Origin of the sequence: Streptomyces sp. NPDC050534 (assembly GCF_044457745.1) — a bacterium.
Lineage (GTDB): Bacteria > Actinomycetota > Actinomycetes > Streptomycetales > Streptomycetaceae > Streptomyces.
In genome coordinates this window covers 424,071-442,743 of record NZ_JBITHF010000003.1, presented here as the reverse complement: position 1 = coordinate 442,743, position 18,673 = coordinate 424,071, and the positions used below count along the sequence as shown (strand labels likewise).

At 66.8% G+C, this 18,673-nt stretch carries 12 protein-coding genes and 3 pseudogenes; 5 read left to right on the top strand and 10 right to left on the bottom strand.

Annotated features, from left to right (window positions below; translation table 11 throughout):
- Positions 1 to 57 precede the first annotated feature (57 nt).
- The 3 genes from ACIBN2_RS13045 (at position 58) to ACIBN2_RS13035 (ending at position 3,308) form a co-directional block, all read left to right on the top strand.
- Positions 58 to 834 carry an Lrp/AsnC family transcriptional regulator gene (locus tag ACIBN2_RS13045; RefSeq protein WP_399134378.1) on the top strand — a complete coding sequence of 259 codons (777 nt, stop codon included), beginning with the start codon at positions 58 to 60 and terminating at the stop codon, positions 832 to 834.
- 229 nt (positions 835 to 1,063) lie between these two features.
- Positions 1,064 to 1,564: an NUDIX domain-containing protein gene (locus ACIBN2_RS13040; protein WP_399134377.1), complete on the top strand. Its 501-nt coding sequence runs from the start codon at positions 1,064 to 1,066 to the stop codon at positions 1,562 to 1,564.
- Between the two features lie 571 nt (positions 1,565 to 2,135).
- Positions 2,136 to 3,308 (top strand): serine hydrolase domain-containing protein, encoded by a 1,173-nt coding sequence (locus tag ACIBN2_RS13035; RefSeq protein ID WP_399134376.1) that lies wholly within the window; start codon positions 2,136 to 2,138, stop codon positions 3,306 to 3,308.
- 712 nt (positions 3,309 to 4,020) lie between these two features.
- Here the strand turns inward: ACIBN2_RS13035 and ACIBN2_RS13030 are convergent.
- From ACIBN2_RS13030 to ACIBN2_RS13020, 3 genes and pseudogenes are all read right to left on the bottom strand, one after another.
- Positions 4,021 to 4,344: an integrase core domain-containing protein gene (locus ACIBN2_RS13030; protein ID WP_399134375.1), complete on the bottom strand. Its 324-nt coding sequence runs from the start codon at positions 4,342 to 4,344 to the stop codon at positions 4,021 to 4,023.
- A pseudogene (locus ACIBN2_RS13025) lies at positions 4,325 to 4,534 on the bottom strand (transposase); the annotation flags it as partial. The gene ACIBN2_RS13030 and the pseudogene ACIBN2_RS13025, both read right to left, overlap by 20 nt.
- A 316-nt stretch (positions 4,535 to 4,850) precedes the next feature.
- Positions 4,851 to 5,699: an SMI1/KNR4 family protein gene (locus ACIBN2_RS13020; RefSeq protein WP_399134374.1), complete on the bottom strand. Its 849-nt coding sequence runs from the start codon at positions 5,697 to 5,699 to the stop codon at positions 4,851 to 4,853.
- A gap of 65 nt (positions 5,700 to 5,764) precedes the next feature.
- Here ACIBN2_RS13020 and ACIBN2_RS13015 point away from each other — a divergent pair, with 65 nt between their 5' ends.
- A complete protein-coding gene (locus ACIBN2_RS13015; RefSeq protein ID WP_399134373.1) occupies positions 5,765 to 6,184 on the top strand; it encodes a hypothetical protein in 420 nt (139 codons plus the stop codon).
- Positions 6,185 to 6,423: 239 nt separating this feature from the next.
- Here ACIBN2_RS13015 and ACIBN2_RS13010 read toward each other — a convergent pair.
- Positions 6,424 to 6,831 (bottom strand): annotated as a pseudogene (locus ACIBN2_RS13010) (NERD domain-containing protein); the annotation flags it as partial.
- A gap of 509 nt (positions 6,832 to 7,340) precedes the next feature.
- Between ACIBN2_RS13010 and ACIBN2_RS13005 the strand changes: the two are divergent.
- The gene (locus ACIBN2_RS13005; RefSeq protein WP_222127822.1) at positions 7,341 to 7,469 is read left to right on the top strand and encodes a DUF6408 family protein; all 129 of its coding nucleotides are present in this window, start codon (positions 7,341 to 7,343) and stop codon (positions 7,467 to 7,469) included.
- A 52-nt stretch (positions 7,470 to 7,521) separates the two neighbouring features.
- Here ACIBN2_RS13005 and ACIBN2_RS13000 read toward each other — a convergent pair whose 3' ends face one another.
- From ACIBN2_RS13000 to ACIBN2_RS12975, 6 genes and pseudogenes are all read right to left on the bottom strand, one after another.
- Entirely contained in the window at positions 7,522 to 9,495 is a 1,974-nt protein-coding gene (locus tag ACIBN2_RS13000; protein WP_399134371.1) for a DUF2075 domain-containing protein, read from the bottom strand.
- 322 nt (positions 9,496 to 9,817) lie between these two features.
- Complete coding sequence (locus ACIBN2_RS12995; RefSeq protein ID WP_399134370.1) at positions 9,818 to 11,728, bottom strand: DNA/RNA helicase domain-containing protein; 1,911 nt, start codon at positions 11,726 to 11,728, stop codon at positions 9,818 to 9,820.
- A 418-nt stretch (positions 11,729 to 12,146) separates the two neighbouring features.
- A pseudogene (locus ACIBN2_RS12990) lies at positions 12,147 to 12,894 on the bottom strand (transposase family protein).
- Between the two features lie 43 nt (positions 12,895 to 12,937).
- Positions 12,938 to 13,399, bottom strand: coding sequence for a hypothetical protein (locus ACIBN2_RS12985; protein WP_399134369.1), 462 nt, complete (start codon positions 13,397 to 13,399; stop codon positions 12,938 to 12,940).
- Complete coding sequence (locus ACIBN2_RS12980) at positions 13,374 to 17,834, bottom strand: DUF6531 domain-containing protein (protein ID WP_399134368.1); 4,461 nt, start codon at positions 17,832 to 17,834, stop codon at positions 13,374 to 13,376. Before ACIBN2_RS12980 ends, ACIBN2_RS12985 begins: the two co-directional genes overlap by 26 nt.
- Before the next feature lie 11 nt (positions 17,835 to 17,845).
- Positions 17,846 to 18,157, bottom strand: coding sequence for a hypothetical protein (locus ACIBN2_RS12975; protein WP_399134366.1), 312 nt, complete (start codon positions 18,155 to 18,157; stop codon positions 17,846 to 17,848).
- Positions 18,158 to 18,673: the final 516 nt, after the last annotated feature.

The window sequence follows — 18,673 nt, the reverse complement described above, 5'->3', positions numbered from 1 at the left end:
CCACCCTGGTGTCGCAGCGCCCGTGGCGTGGACATTTCTCGCCCCACTGTGTCGGCAGTGCCCGGCCCGGCCTACTCCCGCAGGGGCTGCACAGCCTTCGCCTTCGTCCGCTGTGCTCCGGCAGCCCCGCAGTCTCTGGCCGAGCAGGTGGCGCGACTGCGGGAGGCGGTGACTGTCGAACTGGTCGCCCCGGGAAGCGCCGACCTCATGTTGTACGTGCTGGCGCCGGATCTCCCGGCTGTGCACCGGTTCGTGAACGAGGACCTGGCCTCCCTGCCCGACGTCCTCGCCGTGGAGTGCGTCTTCGCCACGTCGCTCCACGCCGAGGGCTCCCGCTGGCGACTGGGCTCACCCGACGCATCCCAGCTCTCGGTACTGGGCCGCTCCGGTACCACGCCCACGGCAGGCGGTCCCATCTCCGACCTGACCGAGCCGGACCACGTACTCCTCTACACGCTGGTGAAGGACGGGCGGACACGGCCAGCGGAGCTGGCCGATCTCATCGGCAGTAGCGCCGCCACCGTCCGAAGGCGGCTCAACCGCTTTACGGCGAGCGGGGTGGTGGCCTTCCGCTGCGATGTGGCCCCAACGGTGTCCGGGCCACCAGTGGCCGTCACCTTCTGCGGCCGCGCCACGGCAAGCGAAGTCAACCACCTGCATCGCACCCTCGCCACCCGGCCAGAGTGCCGCTTGCTGGCCGCCGTCACCGGTCCCGCCGGCGTTCTCGCCACCTACTGGTACGCGACATCGGCTCCGTGCAACAGCGCGAGACGGCCTGCGCCCGGCTACCGAGTCTCGACATCACCGAACGCGTCCTTGGCATACGCACCGTGAAACGGATGGGGCATCTGCTGGATGGTGACGGACGGCGGGTGGGGGTGCGCGCGATCCGGCCGTGGTGAGACGGCAGCCGGGGGCGGGGGCCCACCCGCGACATCGCTCGCTCCAGCAGCTTGGCAACTTCGAGCACAAGTCCGGCCAATCACTGCCGACTTGATCCGAATGAAATCCCCTGACGCTGACCTAGGCTGCCCATCATCCGGTCGACGAAGGGACACCAGCTGTGGCTCAGCGGACACCCGACGATCAGCCCGGGGCCCTGCCGCCCGCGCTCGATTCAATGACCGTGCTGGTCGCCGCCGTCATCGTCCACGACCCGGCCACCAACCGCATCGTCCTCCTCCAACGCGGCCGGCACGCCAAGTTCGGCCAGGGCATGTGGGACCTTCCCATCGGCAAGAGCGAACCGGGCGAATCCATCACCGAAACCGCCGTACGCGAGCTCTACGAGGAGACCGGCCTGACCGTCAAGCCGGAAGCCCTGAAGGTCGTCCACATCATCCACGGCGCCTGGGGCGTCGAAGCTCCCAACGGCTTCCTCACCATTGTCTTCAGCGCCCACGAATGGACCGGCGAACCGGAAAATCGCGAGCCGCACAAGCATGCCCAGGTCTGCTGGGTCGACGCTGATGCCCTCCCCGACGAATTCGTGAAGTCCACGGCCGGTGCCCTGCAGGCGTATCTCACGGATGGGCCGCGGATCACCCTGCGTGGCTGGCAGTAGGCAGAACTCTCCGGCGCGGACCATGTATGCACCGCGCCTTGCAGCGCGCAGGCGCGGAGGCAACCGCCGACGCGCAACAGGGTCAACCGCGCCCCGATCCCCGACTGCATTCGCCCGCTGTCCCCTGCCCTTCTCTTTCGTCTTCAGGGCGAGCATAGGGGTATGCAGAAGGGGATGTCGGGCCCGTGACCACGCCGAAGCAGCCATGGTGACCTGCGGCTGCGGAAGTGGGGAGGCGGTGCGGCAGGTGGCAGATGTCGAGAGGGATGTCGGCACAGTTGATGTGAGTGTTGTCGTGACAGTTGACGTGGGCGTTGGCGTTGGCGTTGGCGTTGGCGTTGATGACGCGGTACCGGACGACTGCGGCCCCAGGCTCCCGAAGAGCGGTGTCAGCTCCGTACGAACTCTGGGCCGCTTGAAGGAACGCTCAGCGCGTCTCGACCCGTGCAAGTTCGCCCCGCCGCAGCGGAGTTCCACGCACAAGTTCAGGCGTCGTCGAGTCGCGGCCCGACGGGCCACCGTCTCGAAATCCGAGAGCCAGCCCGCCTCCGTCGGTGCCAGGATGGACGACATGACGATGATCGACGGTGAGGTCGGGGCGGGGTTCGAGCCGGTACGTGAGGCGTTCGAGGCGAACTTCTCCCAGCGTGGAGACATCGGCGCTGCGGTGTGCGTGTACCAGCACGGCCGACCGGTGGTGGACCTGTGGGGCGGCGTCGCCGATCCGGAGACCGATCGTCCGTGGTCCCGGGACACGCTGCAACTGGTCTATTCGGCCACGAAGGGCGCGACCGCGACCGCGGCTCATCTGCTCGTCCAGCGCGGCGAGTTGGACCTGGACGCGCCGGTGGCGACGTACTGGCCGGAGTTCGCCGCGAACGGCAAGGCGGACATCCCGGTGCGCTGGCTGATGTCGCACCAGGCGGGCTTGATCGCGCTGGACCAACCGGTGCCGTTGGACGAGGCGTTGGCCTGGGATCCCATGGTGGCCGCACTGGCGGCGCAGCGTCCCCTGTGGGAGCCGGGCACGGCGCACGGGTACCACGGGCGGACCTGGGGCTGGCTGGTCGGCGAGGTGATCCGCCGAGTGTCGGGCCGTACGCCGGGCCGCTTCTTCGCCGACGAGATCGCCCGCCCTCTCGGGCTGGACTTCTTCATCGGGTTGCCGGCGTCTGAACGCCACCGGGTCAGCCGCATGGTGTACCAGCAGGCGGGGGTCGACCTGACCGCCGTGCCCATCGAGGCGATTCCCGAGGCGTTCCGCGAACTGGTCGCCGCCATGAGCGACCCGAACTCCTTCACCAACAGGGCGTTCGCGATCACTGACCCCGCCGAGATCGACTTCAACTCGCCGGACGTGCAGGCCGCGGAAATCCCCGCTTCCAACGGCATCGGCACCGCTCAGGCACTGGCGCGCATGTACGCCGCGCTGATCGGCGAGGTGGATGGCGTGCGCCTGTTCACCCCGGAAACCCTGGAGTCGGCGACCAAGGAACAGGCGGCCGGAAAGGACCAGGTGCTGCTGCTCCCGAGCCGCTTCAGCTCCGGATACATGCTGCCCACCGAGGACCTCCCGATGACCGGTCCGAGCGCCTTCGGCCACATGGGCCGAGGCGGCTCCCTCGCCTTCGCCGACCCCGAGCACGGCATCGCTTTCGGCTACGCCCTGAACAACATCATCGAAGGGGCCGAGGATCTGCGGGCGGGCACGCTGGTCGATGCGGTGCGCAGGTCGCTGGCGTAGGTGTTGAAGGGCTGCGCAGTCGTTCACGCTGGACAAAGGGACGTCGGTCCGTTGCCCCGTGAGGAGCCGGACCAGGACGCCCTGTTCTGACGGATCACGGCGATCACGGCCTTGGAGTCCTAGCCCAGACACCAGCCGCAAAGTAGACCTGACCGCCAACAACGGTCGGGCCCTGCTCGGGCCGTGCGCGGCCCGGCAACCACACGAGCGCGGAGGCCGCGCCGACGCGCAAGATGACCGACGGCGGCCCCGATCCCCCGACGGCACGCGCCCGCCCGTTCGCCCGCCGTCCCCTGCCTTTCTTTTTGTCTTTGGGGCGAGCGTGGGGGTGTGCAGAGGGGGATGTCGGGCCCGTGACCACGCCGAAGCAGCCATGGTGACCTGCGGCTATGGCATCGGCGAGGCGGTGACGCAGGTAATAGATGTCGCAAGGGTTGTTGCCATAGTTCATGCGGGTGTTGTCGCAAGAGGTTGGTGTCGGCGTTGCTGACGCCGTATCAGTTGGCCACCGCTGAGCAGGTGCATCGGGCAATCGCCTCCGGGGCAAGCGGGGAACAGACCCGGCGACGGCACGCCAAACTGCGCGAGAAGCGGCTGATCGTCCCCAACTCGCTGCCCTCGACCGAACGACAGCGCGCGTGGTTCCCAACTACGTACCCGCCACCCCAGGACTGAGCTGCCCCGAGTTTCGTAGCGGCCGATCTTGTGTGTTTCAGGCGGCGTTCGGTGTGTTCATGGAGCGGTAGTAGGCCGCCTCGAATTCCTCGGGTGGGTGGTAGTCGAGTGCGGAGTGCAGGCGCTCGGTGTTGTACCAGCCGACCCACTGCACGACGGCGCGTTCGACCTGGTCAGCGTCCCGCCAAGGACCTTGGTGGTCGATCAGTTCGGCCTTGAAGGTGCCGTTGAGTGCCTCGGCCATCGCGTTGTCGTACAAGTCCGCGACGGAGCCCACCGACACGGCCGCGCCAACGTCCATCAGCCGTTCGCTGTAGCGGATGGACACGTATTGGGCGAGTTCAACTGGTCGTTGCAACACCGGGCTGTTGTAGTGAGCGTAGGTGCTCGTCGAAGACCTCGGCTGGTGTCCGCCAACCGAGGGCCTTGCGGGGCTGGTTGTTGATCGCCAGGGCGACGGCTTCGAGGTCTGCGGACGACCACCGGGACAGATCGGTGCCCTTCGGGAAGTACTGACGCAGCAGCCCGTTCGTGTTCCTACCTCGGCCCCGGCAACGACGCCGATCCGGACGGCGGGGACTGGACCAACGACGACAGCCGCGGCATCGTCTGCCCCACGGGGACCAGCGGTTTCAAGCCCAACCCTGCCACGCCCGACGGATCGTGCGACGAGTACGCACCCGCGAGTACGTACCAGAGCGGCGGCATGCCGAAGGGGCCGAACCAGGTCGCCTCCGGGAAGGAATGCGCACAGCTCTACACCAAACCCATGACCGGCGGCACGTGGGGACTGCTCGCAGACAACCGTGACGGCTACACCGGCCCGAAGTGGAACGAAAAGTGTGGTCGCGCCTCCGTTCCCACGGATCAGAACACCGGCGCCTTCCGCGACCTCGGCATCAAGTTCGTTCCCCAGATGCGGCTGCTCGACAAGGACGGGTTCTTCATCAGCGATCCCGGCTTCGAGCACTGCAAGAACGCCGACACCGTCTGCGCGTGGAAGAAGGTCGGCTGACCTGACCCGTGACTGACCAAGCCTGTGGCCGGAACACCATGCGGTGTTCCGGCCACAGGTCTATGCGAAGCGTGTCCATTCCGGTCCCTCGGATGTGCCGGACCGTCCCACACCAGGGCCTGATCGACGAGACCGGGCACCTTCTTGTCCTGGTGTCCGTCCGCGTACTCCACCCCGCGGTTCTCGTACAGGGCATCGGCGACTTCGATGAGGTAGTCGGTGAACGACGGCCACACGCCCAGCTTGGGGATGCCGACCTCTTCGAAGGTTCCTATCCGTCCGTAGCCGGGTCCTGGAGTGCAGTCCGTGAACAGCCCGTACGGACCGCTGCGGTCGGTCGCGGCGAAGGCCAGGTACCGCACCATGGGGTCGTCCGGCCGGCCGATCGTTTGAGGGCCTTCATCCCAGTACGGCAGTTGCTGCACCGGAGGAATCCCATGCTTCCTCGGCAACAGCCAGGCTGTTTCCTGTCCTTGTGGGGGAAGCCCGGTCTCGGGTTCGGGTGTCCAGCCGAAGTCCGCAGGGTGACCGGTGCCGTTGCGAAGGCGGTAGAAGGCCTTGAGGCCCGGTGGCATGGTGAGGTCGAGTTCCTGCTCGACCTCACGGATGTCGGCCTCGGGGGCGGGCGGGGGGAGCATCCGGTAGGAGCGTGGAGCGTGTTGCCTCAGCCACGCCTCGATCCTCGCCCAGGCGCCCGCCACGGCCTGCTCGTGCTGCTGATCGTCGGTCATGCCCACGACCCTACGGGTCTCCCGCGCACACAACTGTGGCCTGCACCACGAGCGATTCGGATGCCGGCGGCCACCTCGATAAGTGCCTCCCCCCGGACGGCGCCGCCCTCTGGAAACCTGGCAAACCCCTCCCGTTCCACTCGCAGCTCAGCCCGAAGAGCAAGCCGTTCGACCCGGCGCTCAAGCGGCCGCCGCAGCAACCGGCTCCAGGCGCGAAGGAGAAGCCGCAGCCGTCGAGGGAGTGCGAACACGGCCACCTGCCCGAGCTGTGGTCGCAGCTCGCCGAGGTCGTCAAGCTGAGCACCGGTCGGCAGGTCGGACCCGTGTTCCAGCAGATGCTTCAGCGGAATCCGTTCCAGAGTTGGCATGTGACCGGGCGATACTGCAACGGCACGTCGATATCGGCCGCCGACCTCCTGGGGCACCTCGAGGCCGCCTACTCCACCACGACGTGATACGGCAGGCTGTAAAGGACGCATCCCAGATCCGCGTGGCGGAGATCAAGGAGGACACCCGCTGGGCCGCCGCGGCCGTGGAGAAACTGCGCGGCACACAGGTCCCCATGGAGCCGTCCGTGGTCATCCACATCTGGTCCACGGAGTCCCTGGCCGCCGAACTGCGCAAGCTGCTGGAGGACAGTGAGGACGGCAGCGGCCGTGCCGACGTCGGCGACTACTTCGGCCTGATCAAGGAAAAGCCGTACGCGAAGACTGTTGTCCGTGAAGCAGACGGCCTCGGCGACCCAGACCCGCTTGCCGCCGGTCCCTGCGAGCAGACCGGCCAGTTCCTTGGCCTTGCGGTTGACCAGATGCAGCGGGTTGCCGTGCGTGCGGCGACGACCGCCGGGCGTGGTCTGGACCCAGGTGCCGTTCTCGGAGGTGACCGAGCCGTGCCAGTCCTTCAGCTCGATCATGCAGACGCCGCCGGGGGCGACGACCAGCAGGTCGACCTCGCGGACGTGGCCGGTGTTCGCGGTGAAGGTGAAGTTCGACCAGGCACGCCAGGGGTCGGAGTCCGGGAGCTTCTCGCGGATCGCCTCCAGGCCGCGGCGTTCATGATCGAACTCGGACTCGGTGACCGTGACCCACCGGCCTTCCCGCATGCCTGTTCCCCACTCCTCGTGTCCCACAAGGGCGACCGTTCCCCGTGGTCAGACCCCTGATGCAAATCCTAGTGGCTGACCATGCCATGAAAAGAGACGGTGAAGGACGGGAGTACGGGACATTCCCCCCTTATCGCCCGACTCCGGTGACTTGTGGTGTGCGGACCACCAATATCCTGGAGCCTCGCCCACCCTCTCTGGTGGAAATGCGCAAACTCCACACAGCCGATGTCAGCATCGCGATCGACGCCGTCCAGTTGGGCGCCATCGCGTCTGGCGCGCGGGCCGAGACGCCACGGCGTCCAAAATCGATCCGCGTCAACTGGCGCGTGTACTAACGTGGTTACCCGCTGCGCACCTTCCCGGAGGGTACGACGGCGGTGTTCCAGGTGCCGGTCCTCGGCGATGAGCGACGAGTGGTCTCCATCGCGTGTCTCACGCGGTGTGACTGCGGATGCCCGGTAGGGCGATCCCTGCCATTCCCAGCTCACGCTCAGGAGTGGAAACCGATGAACCCCGTTGAGTACAAGCCTGCACGTCGTGACCGGATTCGTCAGATTCTGGTCGACGTCGCGGTGGGAGTCATCACCAATCTGCTGGTGACGGCCCTTACCGTGGTAGCGCGCCTGGTCTTCTGACCGGCAGGTGGCGGGCCCGGGAGCCCGCCACTCCACCTGCCGGTCCACCGTTTCAGAAAAGGCGCATCTCCCCGGGCGGAGTGTCCTTCTTCTGACGCTTCCTGCGGCGGCGCCGTCCTCGGGCGGGACGGGGCAGATGTGGCTGTCGCGCCTGCTCCGGCAGGTTCTCCCAGGTGGGGCGCAGACCGTGGATCTGGACGTCGCCGACGAGCCCTTTCAGGTACTCCCGGGTCTCCTCGTCCGTGGAGTAGAGCACGGTCGCCCGGCTCGCCCGGGTCATCAGCACGTGGTACGCGTGCCGGACGAGGCGGGCGAACTCCTCATCGTCCACGCTCTTCGGCTTCACCTTGGGATCGAACGACCCGGGAACGGCGACCCGCTTGACGCCGGCTGCCTTGTCCGCCCTCTCCTTGCCCCGGCGGAACACCCAGCGGTCACCCCGGCGCACCATGTCCTCGCCCATGATCACGCCGCACCAGTCCCACTCCAGGCCCTGCGCGGTGTACACACAGCCGATCTGGCCGAGGCCGTTCTCGTGCACGGACCAGATCTTGGACGGTGGGACGGTCTTGTTCTCGCAGAAGGACTCGCTGTCCGCGTTCCACGGCCGGTGCCAGTCGCCGATCCGGACGTCGGGCTCGAGCCGCTTCTCCTTGCCCAGCGGCTTCGTCCAGGGCCAGCAGTATCCGGCGACCATGCGCGCGGACGCACCTGCCCCGGCCTCGGATCGGATGATCCGCTCGAGTTCCTCGGGGCTGTCCACGACCTCGACGTGCATCAGTCCGTCCGGGGTCCACAGCTCCGGCTCGGCGTCGGACACCCCCAGCGCGCCGCGCACCCAGCGAATGTAGGCGTCGCTGCCACCGCACCGGAACTGTTCCTGCAAGCAGCTACGGACCATGACGGCGTTGTAGCGCTGTGCCGCGTCCTCCACGAGAGCGGCGGTGCCGACCTCCTGCGGGCGCACGGACTGCCCCTCGTCGAGGAAGAACACCGTCAACCGGGAGGCGTCGAGGAGCTCGTCCACCTGAGGCTTGGTGCCCCAGTCCTCGGGTTTCCAGAAGCGGTTGGTGGAGCGGTCGCGCAGGCGGTGGGCCTCGTCGCAGATCAGCACGTCCAGCGGCGGGTCGGGCGGGGCGACGAAGTTGCTGAAGTAGGTGAACGTCTCCTTGAACTCCCGGTCGCCGAAGCCGACATGCTCCTGCAGGGCGCCGTTGAAGGCCCTGCTGCCGCTCGCGTACTTGACCGTGCGGCCCGCCGCCTCCAGTTCGGCCTTGAGCTGGAGGCCGATGGCGCTCTTGCCGGTGCCGGCACCGCCCGTGACGAGGAAAACCACCCGTCGCTCGTCGGGGAGGAGCGCGGGCCGCCGGGGATCGGGAAGCACCTTGGCGGCCGCCTCGAGGATCTGGTTCGCAACCTCCTTCTGACGGCCACGCAGGGTGAAGACCGTGTCCTCGCCGCTGGAGCGGATCACGGCATCGAGCAGCGGGGTGTTGCGCAGGCCCATGCTCCGCAAAAGGGTCTCGGTCGCCGAGTCGGCGCCGTGGGCGGCGAAGCTGCTCCTCAGGTCCGACAGCAGTTGGGGGCGGCGGTCGCCGGTGTAGACACGGGCGTAGGAACCGGTCGGCGCGTCCACGCCGACCAGTGGGAGCACCGCGGCGTCGGTGGCATTGTGCAGATAGGCGAAGCCGCCGCACTCGTAATTCAGCCCGTGCAGCGGTCCCCGGTCACTCGTGAACGCCTCGTAGTACTCGCGCAGTTGCAGCGCCGGATGCTTCTTCGCGCCCATACCGGGGACATGCACCAGCTCGGCGGTGGCTCGCTCCACCCGGGTCACGGTCGACCAGCGCTTCAGCTCGACGAGTTGGACGGACAGCCCGTTCTCCTCGGGATGATGGCCCACGAGGACGACGTCGATGAGGCGCGGGTCCCCCGGGCGGTCGATCTCGTCGAGCGTGGCCGCGCACTCGACGACCATCTCGACGTTCCCACGGTCGGCGGCGACCAGATCCTCGGCGAGATGCACCAGGCTCTCTGCCCAAGCGGAACGTTCGGTCAACGAGGCGTCGGTGCTGAGGAAGTGCTTCCACCTCGCAGCGAGGTGGGGCACCATACGGCGTCTCGAGTTCAGGTTCAGCAGATCCCGCGCTGCCAGTTTCAGCAGGAGCATGGACACGAGGTGGATCCCCCAGGGCACGAGTGACTCGTGCGGATGGGGGCATGTCCACGTGGGGAAGCCCGTCGGGCCGCAATGACGCCTGGGATCTTAAGGAAGTGATCGCCCTTCCCGGCGCACATGACACATCGGTCGGCTGGAAGCACCGCCATCATGGCCGGATATCACGCGCTCACCGCCGCAGAAGGGACTCCTGGACCGCGGCAGGCCGTGACCCCGGTCGGCCGGACACCAGCTCCCGCAACTTCTCCCGGGTCTCCGGATCGGTCGAGTACACGATCGTGCCGACCATCCCCCGCGTCAGCAGCACCTTGTATGTGTTCCGGATGAGACGGTCCACGTCGGTGTCCGGTGTGGACTTCTTGAACACCGGGTCCTTGGACGCGGTGCGGTCAGTGACCCAGCGGTCACCCCGCCAGACCAGGTCCGGGCCGATGATGACGCCGGACCAGTCGTATTCGAACCCCTGGGCGGTGTAGACGCAGCCGATCTGCCCGAAGCCCGCAGGGTCGGTGGCCCACAGCGCGGACGGGGGCGCGCCGGAGACCGACCGGTCCCCGCGCAGGTTCCAGGGCCGGGCCCAGCCCCCGATGACGACGTCGAGAGGCAGCGGATCGCCGGGCTTGGGCTCGGGGGACCACCGCCAGCAGTAGCCCGCGGACATCCGGGCACCGTATTTCTCGGCGCGGCGGGCGTCGAGGAACGCCTCCAGTTCTTCAGGGCTGTCCGCGACCAGCAACTGCATGCGGTCGTCGGGCTCCCACACGACCGGCCCACCGGGCTCGAGGCCCAGTAGCCGGACCACCCAGCGCAGGTAGGCGTCACTGCCTCCGCAGCGGAACTGGCTTTCCAGGGGCACGACATGGCAGTCGATACCCCTTCTGGCCGCGGCCTCACGGATCTCCTCAACGGTGCCCATCTCACCGGGACGCACCACTTGGTGCTCGTCGAGGAAGAAGACCGGTACGTGGGCGACGTCGATGAGTTCGTCGATCTGTGCCCTGCCGGTCCGCAGCGCCGCGCGGGTGTAGCGGTTGGCGGACGTCTCCCGGATGCGGTGTGCCTCGTCACAGATCAGAGCACCCAGGCTGTTCTTCTCCGTGGTCATGAAGCTGTTGAAGTACTTGAAGAGATCCTGGACCTCCCGTTTCCGGGAGCCGGCCACCTTGCGCATCGTCTTGGTGAACGACTGCGAGCCGGTCGCGTGGACCGCGGCCACGCCCCGCCGGTAGAGCTCGCCGAGCAGTTGGAGCGCGATCACGCTCTTCCCGGTACCGGGGCCGCCGGTGACGATGACGACTTCCTTGTGGTCGGCGCGCTTCGCCCGCTCCACCGCGTTGAGCACCATGCGGTAGGCGACCTGCTGCTCGTCGAGGAGGACGAACTGCTGGCGCTCACGCACTTCCTGAGCCGCCACGGACATCAGCTGCTTCGACGGCACGGTGGCGCCCGCGAGCAGGTCGTCCGCCGCACGGGCACCGGGGTGTTTGTCGCTCAGCTTCGACCGGAGGTGGTCCAGGAACGCACCGCGACGCTCCCCCGTGAAGAGCAGTCCCCGCCCGTCACGCTCGATCTCCCGCAGCCCCGACACCCCGAACTCGGTGGCGTTGTGCAGGAAGGCCACTCCGTGGATCCGCTCGCCGTGCTCGGCCACCGCGCCGTTGAAGTTGACCAGGTAGTCGCAGTACCGCCGCACCTGCTCGATCGGGTTGAGCACGGGGTGCACGTAGGCGTCGACATGGCACAGGGTGGGGTCGTCCTCGTGCGGAGACGCCTGACTCCACTGCTTCAGCTCCACCACGACGTAGGACGGCTCTCCCGTGACCGGGTGCACTCCGGCGAGGACGACGTCGGCGCGCTTGCTGTTCAGCGGGAGTGAGTACTCCAGCATGACCTCCACGTCGCCGAGGCCGACGTCGTTGAGTGCGGCGGCCAGGACGGGGATGCTGCGCTCCCAGGAACGTATCTCCGAGGCACCAGCCCGGTAGCCGTGCATGTGGACGAACTTGTCGGTGAGATGCAGGAACAGCGAACCGTCGAGTGCCATGACGGCGACCGTTTTCGCGGACGCGCGGAACAGCAAGGACTTCCCCCAGGCAGCACGAAAAGACTCGTGCGGGTGGGGGCATGTCCTTCGAGACTCCACCGGAGTGGAACGGAAGCCCGTCGGGCCGCGTTGACGATGTGTCTGAGGGTACCTGGCGGTACTCGCAGTCGTACCGGTGGTTACCGGTCTCCGCAGCGGATGTCGTGCCCGATCTTGCTTCCTGACGTCCGGACACCGGAGTGCCCTGCTCCTTCTCCTGGAAGCTGATGCGGTCGCTCTTGGTGGCGTCCAGGTCAGCCCTGCGGGACGTGGCTAGGGCAAGGACCGCGCCAGGGAAGGCAGGTCCGGTCCAGAAGCCGCGCAGATCCTTCAGCTCGGCACCGCCCACGAGAGCGTCAAGAACCCTCCTGCTGACAGACGCGGATAAGAGGCCTTTCTGAGTTCGGCCATGGCCCTATCCAGCAACGTTGAGAATGTGCAGGCGGGCGATGCCGCGCATGTGGTGGACGCTGTCGCCCTTCAGCCGCAGCCGCGGAGAATCTTCCAGGTCTTCATCCGGGCAAAGACGTGCTTCACTCGGGCACGGAACTGCTTGTGTGACCTGTTGTGCTCCCGCTTCCAGTCGGGCAGTTCCTCACCGTGGGCGCGACGGTGAGGCATGACCAGTCCCGTCCCCGGATAGCCGCCATCGGCTATTACGGTTGTCCGGCCGACCGCGGCCTTGGCCCCCGATTCTTCCCACGCCTTGCAGTCATTCCGGTTGCCCGGCAGCGGCCGTCCGACCACAGCAACCAGGCTGGTGTCGGCATTGATGACGACCAACCGATAGTTCCTGGACTGCTCGGCCACCGCGTGATCACGGGTAAGCACCAGGGTCCCGTTGACGATCAGCACCGTGTCCCTCGCAAACCGGCGTCTGGACGGCAAGGCCAGTAGAGGCCCGATGTGACCGATGATCCGGTCGGCCGCCGACATTGAAATCCCGAACAGGGGGCCAGTTGACGCATGGTCAAGTTGGTGCGCCAGTAGGCCACGACCAAGGGAACGCGGTCCTCAAACGGCAGACTCCAGGGACGCCCCGCCCGCGGCCCGGCTGCCCTCTCGCGCTGCACCGCGGTCACCAACTTGCCGAAACGGCGCGGGCTGAGTCCGGTGAACGGACGTATCCAAGAGGGCTCCGACGCCGTGATCAGACCAGCCACATCAAGATCATCTCACCCGTGACAGACGGTTACAGGACGGCCCTTAGACCACACGCGCGACGAAGAATTCGAACCGGTACTCCTGCTCGCTGACCGCGGCCACCGTGCTGAGGTCGTGCGCGAGGAACACCCATGGGGTGTCCTTGGCCTGCCGGATCGAGGAGAACCAGGCCTGCGGCAGGTTGAACTCGATCCAAGGGGCGAGTTCCAGTTCCGTGTACAGGAAGGCCGACGTGTGGAAGCCGTGCGAAGGAAGGAGCTCCTCCACCCAGGCGTCCAGGGTTTCCTGAGAAACCTCGTCGCTCAGTGTCGCATTCGGTTCAGTGGACATGTCCCAGAAGCGCCGCACGGCTTCCATGACGCGCTCGGGCACACTCGCGGACGACAGCGTGTGCATGGTGACGACCTCTGAGGCATCACGCAGCATGCGATCCAGTTCTTGGCGCTCTCGCCGCTCCCTGAGCACACGCTGCAACTCGCTAACCACCGCATTTGCCCTGTTCATAGTAGAGATGGTGCTTGGGTTGCATTTCCTTGTAGATCTTTCCGGTCATGTCCACATCTGCAGGCTCACCTGCCTGCGGAGTTCCCGCATGGAAATGCGACAGCGGCGCATTGGGATCAGCCGTGTGCTCGGCGATGACACGCATGCCGTGCGGTGTCTCGTACTGATAGTAGCGACCCCACGAGCCTCTGGGGTTGTAGTCAGGATCCTTGACCGTAGGGTCCCAACGTTTGTAAACGTAGTTCGGGGAGTTGGCTCGAGCACTGTCCCCGCCGACCGTCCATTGGCGAATGGGCTGCGCGGAACGAGGGACACCAGCCATGTCCTTTGCGGCGTTGAACGCTTCGCGGCGCTCTGGATAGATCGGGTTATGAGTCGCAGCGAGACCAAGCGGGTCCATCCATCCGTGAGGATTGTCGACGTAGCTGCATGGATTCGGTGCGGGTGCCAGACCGAGCGGGTCGGGAGTGACGTACCTCGCGGTCTGCGGGTCGTAATACCGGAAGTAGTTGTAGTGCAAGCCGGTTTCAGGGTCGGCGTACTGGCCAGGAAAACGCAAGGGGGTGTAGGCGGTGAAGTCGACGTTCCACGTGGTCTCGCCCCAGACGGCGGTGCGAGTGTGCCAAGCAATCTGATCGGTCTCGTCAACCAATTCGGTGGGAGCGCCCACCAGGTCGGCGACGACCGCAAAGAAGCGGGAATCCAGGTCCGACTGCGGGCCATTCACGTAGATTCCGTCGAGGTCGCTCGCCGTCATGTTCGGACTGCCGCCACCCACTGGCTTTGCTCTGCGTTCGAGCTGAGCCAAGGGGCGGTGCCCCTGGTAGTCCCAGGTGGTGACGACGCCCGTGCCGTGATCGTGCTGTTCGACAAGTCGCGTGCCGTCCCAGACGAAGTCAATCCGCTCCATGACGACTTCACCATCGGAAGCCATTTTTCGTTTGGACGTGCGGCGTCCGAGGGCGTCGTAGGTGTAACACCAGGTTGCGCCGCTGGGGGTGGTGACGTGCGTCAGTTGGTCTTCCGCGTTCCAGTTGTAGTGCCAGGTCTCTTTCCTCCCGGAGAGGGTTCGCCGAGTACGCCGGACCAGCCTGCCTGCGTCGTCGTGCCGATAGTGCGTTCGTCCCGCGGTGCGAATACGTGTGCCGTCGTAGTTCCGGGCCCCGCGGGCTTCGGGGTGAGGATGTCTGTCGGGCCAGGATGCATGTACCTGGTTGCCGGCAGCATCGTATGCGTACGTTTCCGACCAGTTGTCACCAGTGGCCTGCAGAGGACGGCCGACCGGGTCCAGGGTGTAGTGGTGCGCCGCACCGGTCACCGCTTCAACGGCATCCGTCATATGGCCATCGGGGCGGTAGGCATACGACCGGTTACGCAGCATCGTCTCGGGGGTGGAGAGAGACTGGCTGATGGTGTGGCCGAGTTGGTCGAAGGAATGGCTGAGGCTGAGTCGTTCGCCGACACGGCGGTTCGTCTCCCGCCCAGCTGCATCCCGTTCGAACCGTATGTGCCTCCCGGCGACGGACAGTGTCGCAGGACGTCCCGCCGAGTCATATGTCCACGCGCTTACGGCACCGGTCGGTGTCGTACGCGAAACGCATCTTCCGAGATCGTCGTAGGTGTAACTGACCGCGCGGCCTGCGACGGACTCCGAGCGGAGTTGTCCCCGCTCGTCCCAGCGCCATTCGACATCCGTGTCGGGTGCCGTGGCCGTGAGAATGCGCCCCATGGCGTCGTAGGTGAAGTCGGTGATTCGGCCTGCGACTTCCTTCGACGTCACCTGGTCAAGGACATCTCGTTCGTAGCGGATGAAGTCGCCGAGGGGAGTTACCCGCTCCATCAACTGACCTGCGGGATCGTACACATAGTGCTGCACGCGACCGTCGAAGTCGGACTCGGCGACCTGACGGCCCGCGGCGTCGTACTCGTAGTTCCAGGTCATCCCCTGCGGATTGGTGACCTTGGTGAGTCGTAGTTCGGTGTCGTAGGAGAACGCGTAGCGCACGCCGTCAGCATCGGTGCGCGCCGACAAGAGATCGAAGTACGTGTACTCGAACTTGTCGACTCCACCGTGAGCGTCGATGTACTGAGTGCAGTTGCCCTCATCGTCGTACAGCCACTTCTCCTCACAGCCGTCGGCAGTAATACGGCGGGAGAGCTTTCCTTCCGTCGTCCATTCCAGGCGTGTCTCCGTACCCACCGGGTCGGTGAAGAGGGTGATACGGCCGAAAGCATCGTGCTCCCAGCGACTGACTGCGCCCAGGGGATCCGTAACTTCCACCGGCAAGCCCACTCGGTTGGTACGTACGAGTGTCGTGTGACCGAGCGCATCGCGGACGGAGGTGGGCCTGCCGGCACCGTCGAATGTGAAATGGGTGGAACGGCCAACTGCGTCGACCACCTTGAGAGGATTGCCCGTTGGGGAGTATTCCCTCGAGACAGCCGTGCCGTCCGGGTTGCTCACCTCGGTCGCCAGCCCCAGCCCGTTGTACGCGGCGGTGATCTCCGCCCCGTCCGGACGCATCACCCGTGTTACGAGGCCCCGTTCGTCATACGTGAAGCGCATGGTCCGCCCCAGCGGGTCGGTGCATGCGATCAGCTCATGCTCAGCGTTCCATTCCTGGGTCGTGACGTTGCCGAGCGGATCGGTCTCGCGGATCAGGCGCAGGTTCTCGTTGTGTTCGTAGACGCGGGTGTGGCCGAGGGAGTCGGTGACGCGGGTGGTGCGGGTGGTGTCGTCGTAGGCGAGGGTGGAGGCCAGGGCGCCGGCAGTGCCGTCGGTGGCGATGACACGGCCCCGCTCGTCGTAGCGGTACCAGTAGGTGGTGTCGTTGCGGTCGGTCCAGGAGGTGATGCGGCCCTCGGCGTCGTAGGTGTAACGCATCGGCAGACCCGAGGAGTTGTACTCCTCGCTCAGGTGGCCCTGTTCGTCGTAGCCGAAGGTGAGCAGGGTGGTGCCGGGGCGGTGGGGGCGGGCGGGGTCGAGCAGGCGCAGGCCGGTGATGCGGGAGCGGGCCCGGTCGTGGTCCAGGGCGACGTGGTAGCCGCCGGAGTGCACGACCGCGGACGGGATGTCGCCTTCCCTGTACTCGATGGTGATGCGGTTGCCGTTGCGGTCCACGATGTGCTGCAGCGGCAGGTCGACAGCGGTGTCGCCGGCCGCCGCGACCGGGCTGTGGAAGACGTAGGTCAGGCCGCTGTCGGGGTCGGTGATGCGGACCGCGCCGTCCACCTCCGCGTCCCAGGACAGGGTCAGGCGGGAGCCCGGCGTCGGCGGGCGCACCGGGTCGGTGCTGTCCGGGTCCAGGGGTGGGAAGCACAGGCGGGCGCCGTCCGCCGCCGCGAACACGAAGCCGTCCTCGTCCGCCTGCACCCGCTGGTCCAGGGTGGAGGCCCAGGATGGGCCGAACCAGCCGCCGTGGCGGTAGGAGGAGAGGTGGGTGCGCTGCAGCACCAGCGGGAGCGCGCCCGGCAGGGACACGTCCGTGCGGGGCAGGGCCATGTCGCCGGTGGCCACGTCGATCGGGTCCCGCACGAACTTCTTGACCATGTTGCGGACCGAGGCGGGCAGCTTCTCGAAGCCCGGGTTCAGCCTCAGCCGCTCGAACGCGGCGCAGTCCATGCCCAGCGACTTACTCAGCTTCGCCAGCGCCGCCGGGCCCAGCGCCTTCAGGCCCTTGCCCAGCGCCTTGCCCAGCACCCCGAACCCGACGCCCATCACCGCGCCCTCGGCCAGGATCCCGGCCAGCTTCTGTGGATCCTTGAACGCGCCCGGGTCCTTCAGCAGCGTCTCGAAGGCGGAGAACTTCGCACCCTCCTTGGCCATCTTGGCCACCTCGGCGACCCCGCGGATCTCCTTGAGCGCCCGCAGCGCCCGCTCCACCCCGCGGATGACCTCCATCACCCCGCGGACCACGGAGCCCAGCGCGGTGCCCTCCTCCTCGATCCGGCCGATCAGCGCCATCACCTTCAGCGCCCGTTCGCCCGCCATCAGGGTGGCGGCCACGTCCGAGGCACCGGCGGTGAGGATGGACAGGGCCAGGCCGGCGATCTCGAACTCGGCGATCTCCGCCAGCATCACGCCGATCTCGGACAGCAACTCATGCGCCTTGTCCGCGAAGTCGTCCAGCGCCTTCGCGCCCTCACGCAGCGAGTGCGCCATCTCCGTGGCCTGCTTACGCGCCGCCTTCGAGCGCTTGGTGAACGCCTTGGCCGCCTTGCCCTCCCACTCCACCCCGCCCAGCGCCCGCTCCGCAGCGCCCGCCGCGTCGTCCAGACCGGTCGCCAGGTGCCGCCACTTCTTCGCGATCTCCCGCACCCCGTCCGGATCCACCGCCGGATCCGAGATGCCCAAAAACTCCAGCCCGCTGGCGATCGAGTCGCCGAACATGTGGTTGAACTTGTTGACATAGTGCAACGGGTTGAGATCGACCATGACGCCGCCGCTCAGCCCTTCCCGGCCTGCGCCGCCGCCGCGATCAGCACGTCCAGCAGATCGAACGCGGTGGAGACCTCACCGATCAGCTTCGCCTCCGCCTCCCACTCCTCATCCAAGGCCTTGGTCAGCTTGACCAGGGTGGTCATGCCCTTCTCGATCTCACCCTTCGCCCCCAGCAGCGAGCCCAGCGCCCCCAGCGCGTCCAAGTCACGCGACTGCGCCTCGAACTGCTGCAACGGCTTCGCCGTGTGATGCCCCACCCCACGCAGCCCCGACGCCGCCTTGTGCATCGACACCGCTTCCTTCTTCAGGTCCGACACCCGAACCAGCCCCCCGAACCCCGTACGCCAATTGCATCACTCTGTGCACATGCCAACCCCACGACACTATGGAGAGCAGTTATCCCAGAGGTAAGGCAGACACCAAGGCGGAGTAAAGATCAGCCGAGGGGGCCGGGTTCGCCCGGCGCGGGCTTCAGACGCCGGCACTACTCGTCATCCTCGCCCGCAGGCCCAGCACTCTCGGGCTACGCGGTGGACAAATCCAGTCTCCCGGCGCCGACTCGAACGCCGCCGGGACGTGTGCGTGCCGGCACTCGGCATCCACGTACGTCCGCAACACATCCACTGCGTATGCGTACACGTAGGACGGCCGCTCCCGACCGGGGTCGCTTACATCGGCGTACCACTGCGCGCGTGGCCAAGATGCGTGACATGGCGATAGCGAACCGGAATCCCCGCATGCGTCAACCGAGGTCCTGCACGCACCAAACGGACACACCAGAGGCCACTGCTGGTTTGAGCACGATCGGGACCCATCCCACACCGCGGCGAGCC

Excerpts from the sequence above, each read along its gene's own strand:
- ACIBN2_RS13035 (WP_399134376.1), top strand. The coding sequence starts at position 2,136 with ATGACGATGATCGACGGTGAGGTCGGGGCGGGGTTCGAGCCGGTACGT.
- ACIBN2_RS13005 (WP_222127822.1), top strand. The coding sequence starts at position 7,341 with ATGAACCCCGTTGAGTACAAGCCTGCACGTCGTGACCGGATTCGTCAG.
- ACIBN2_RS12985 (WP_399134369.1), bottom strand. The coding sequence starts at position 13,399 with ATGAACAGGGCAAATGCGGTGGTTAGCGAGTTGCAGCGTGTGCTCAGG.
- ACIBN2_RS12980 (WP_399134368.1), bottom strand. The coding sequence starts at position 17,834 with ATGGTCGATCTCAACCCGTTGCACTATGTCAACAAGTTCAACCACATG.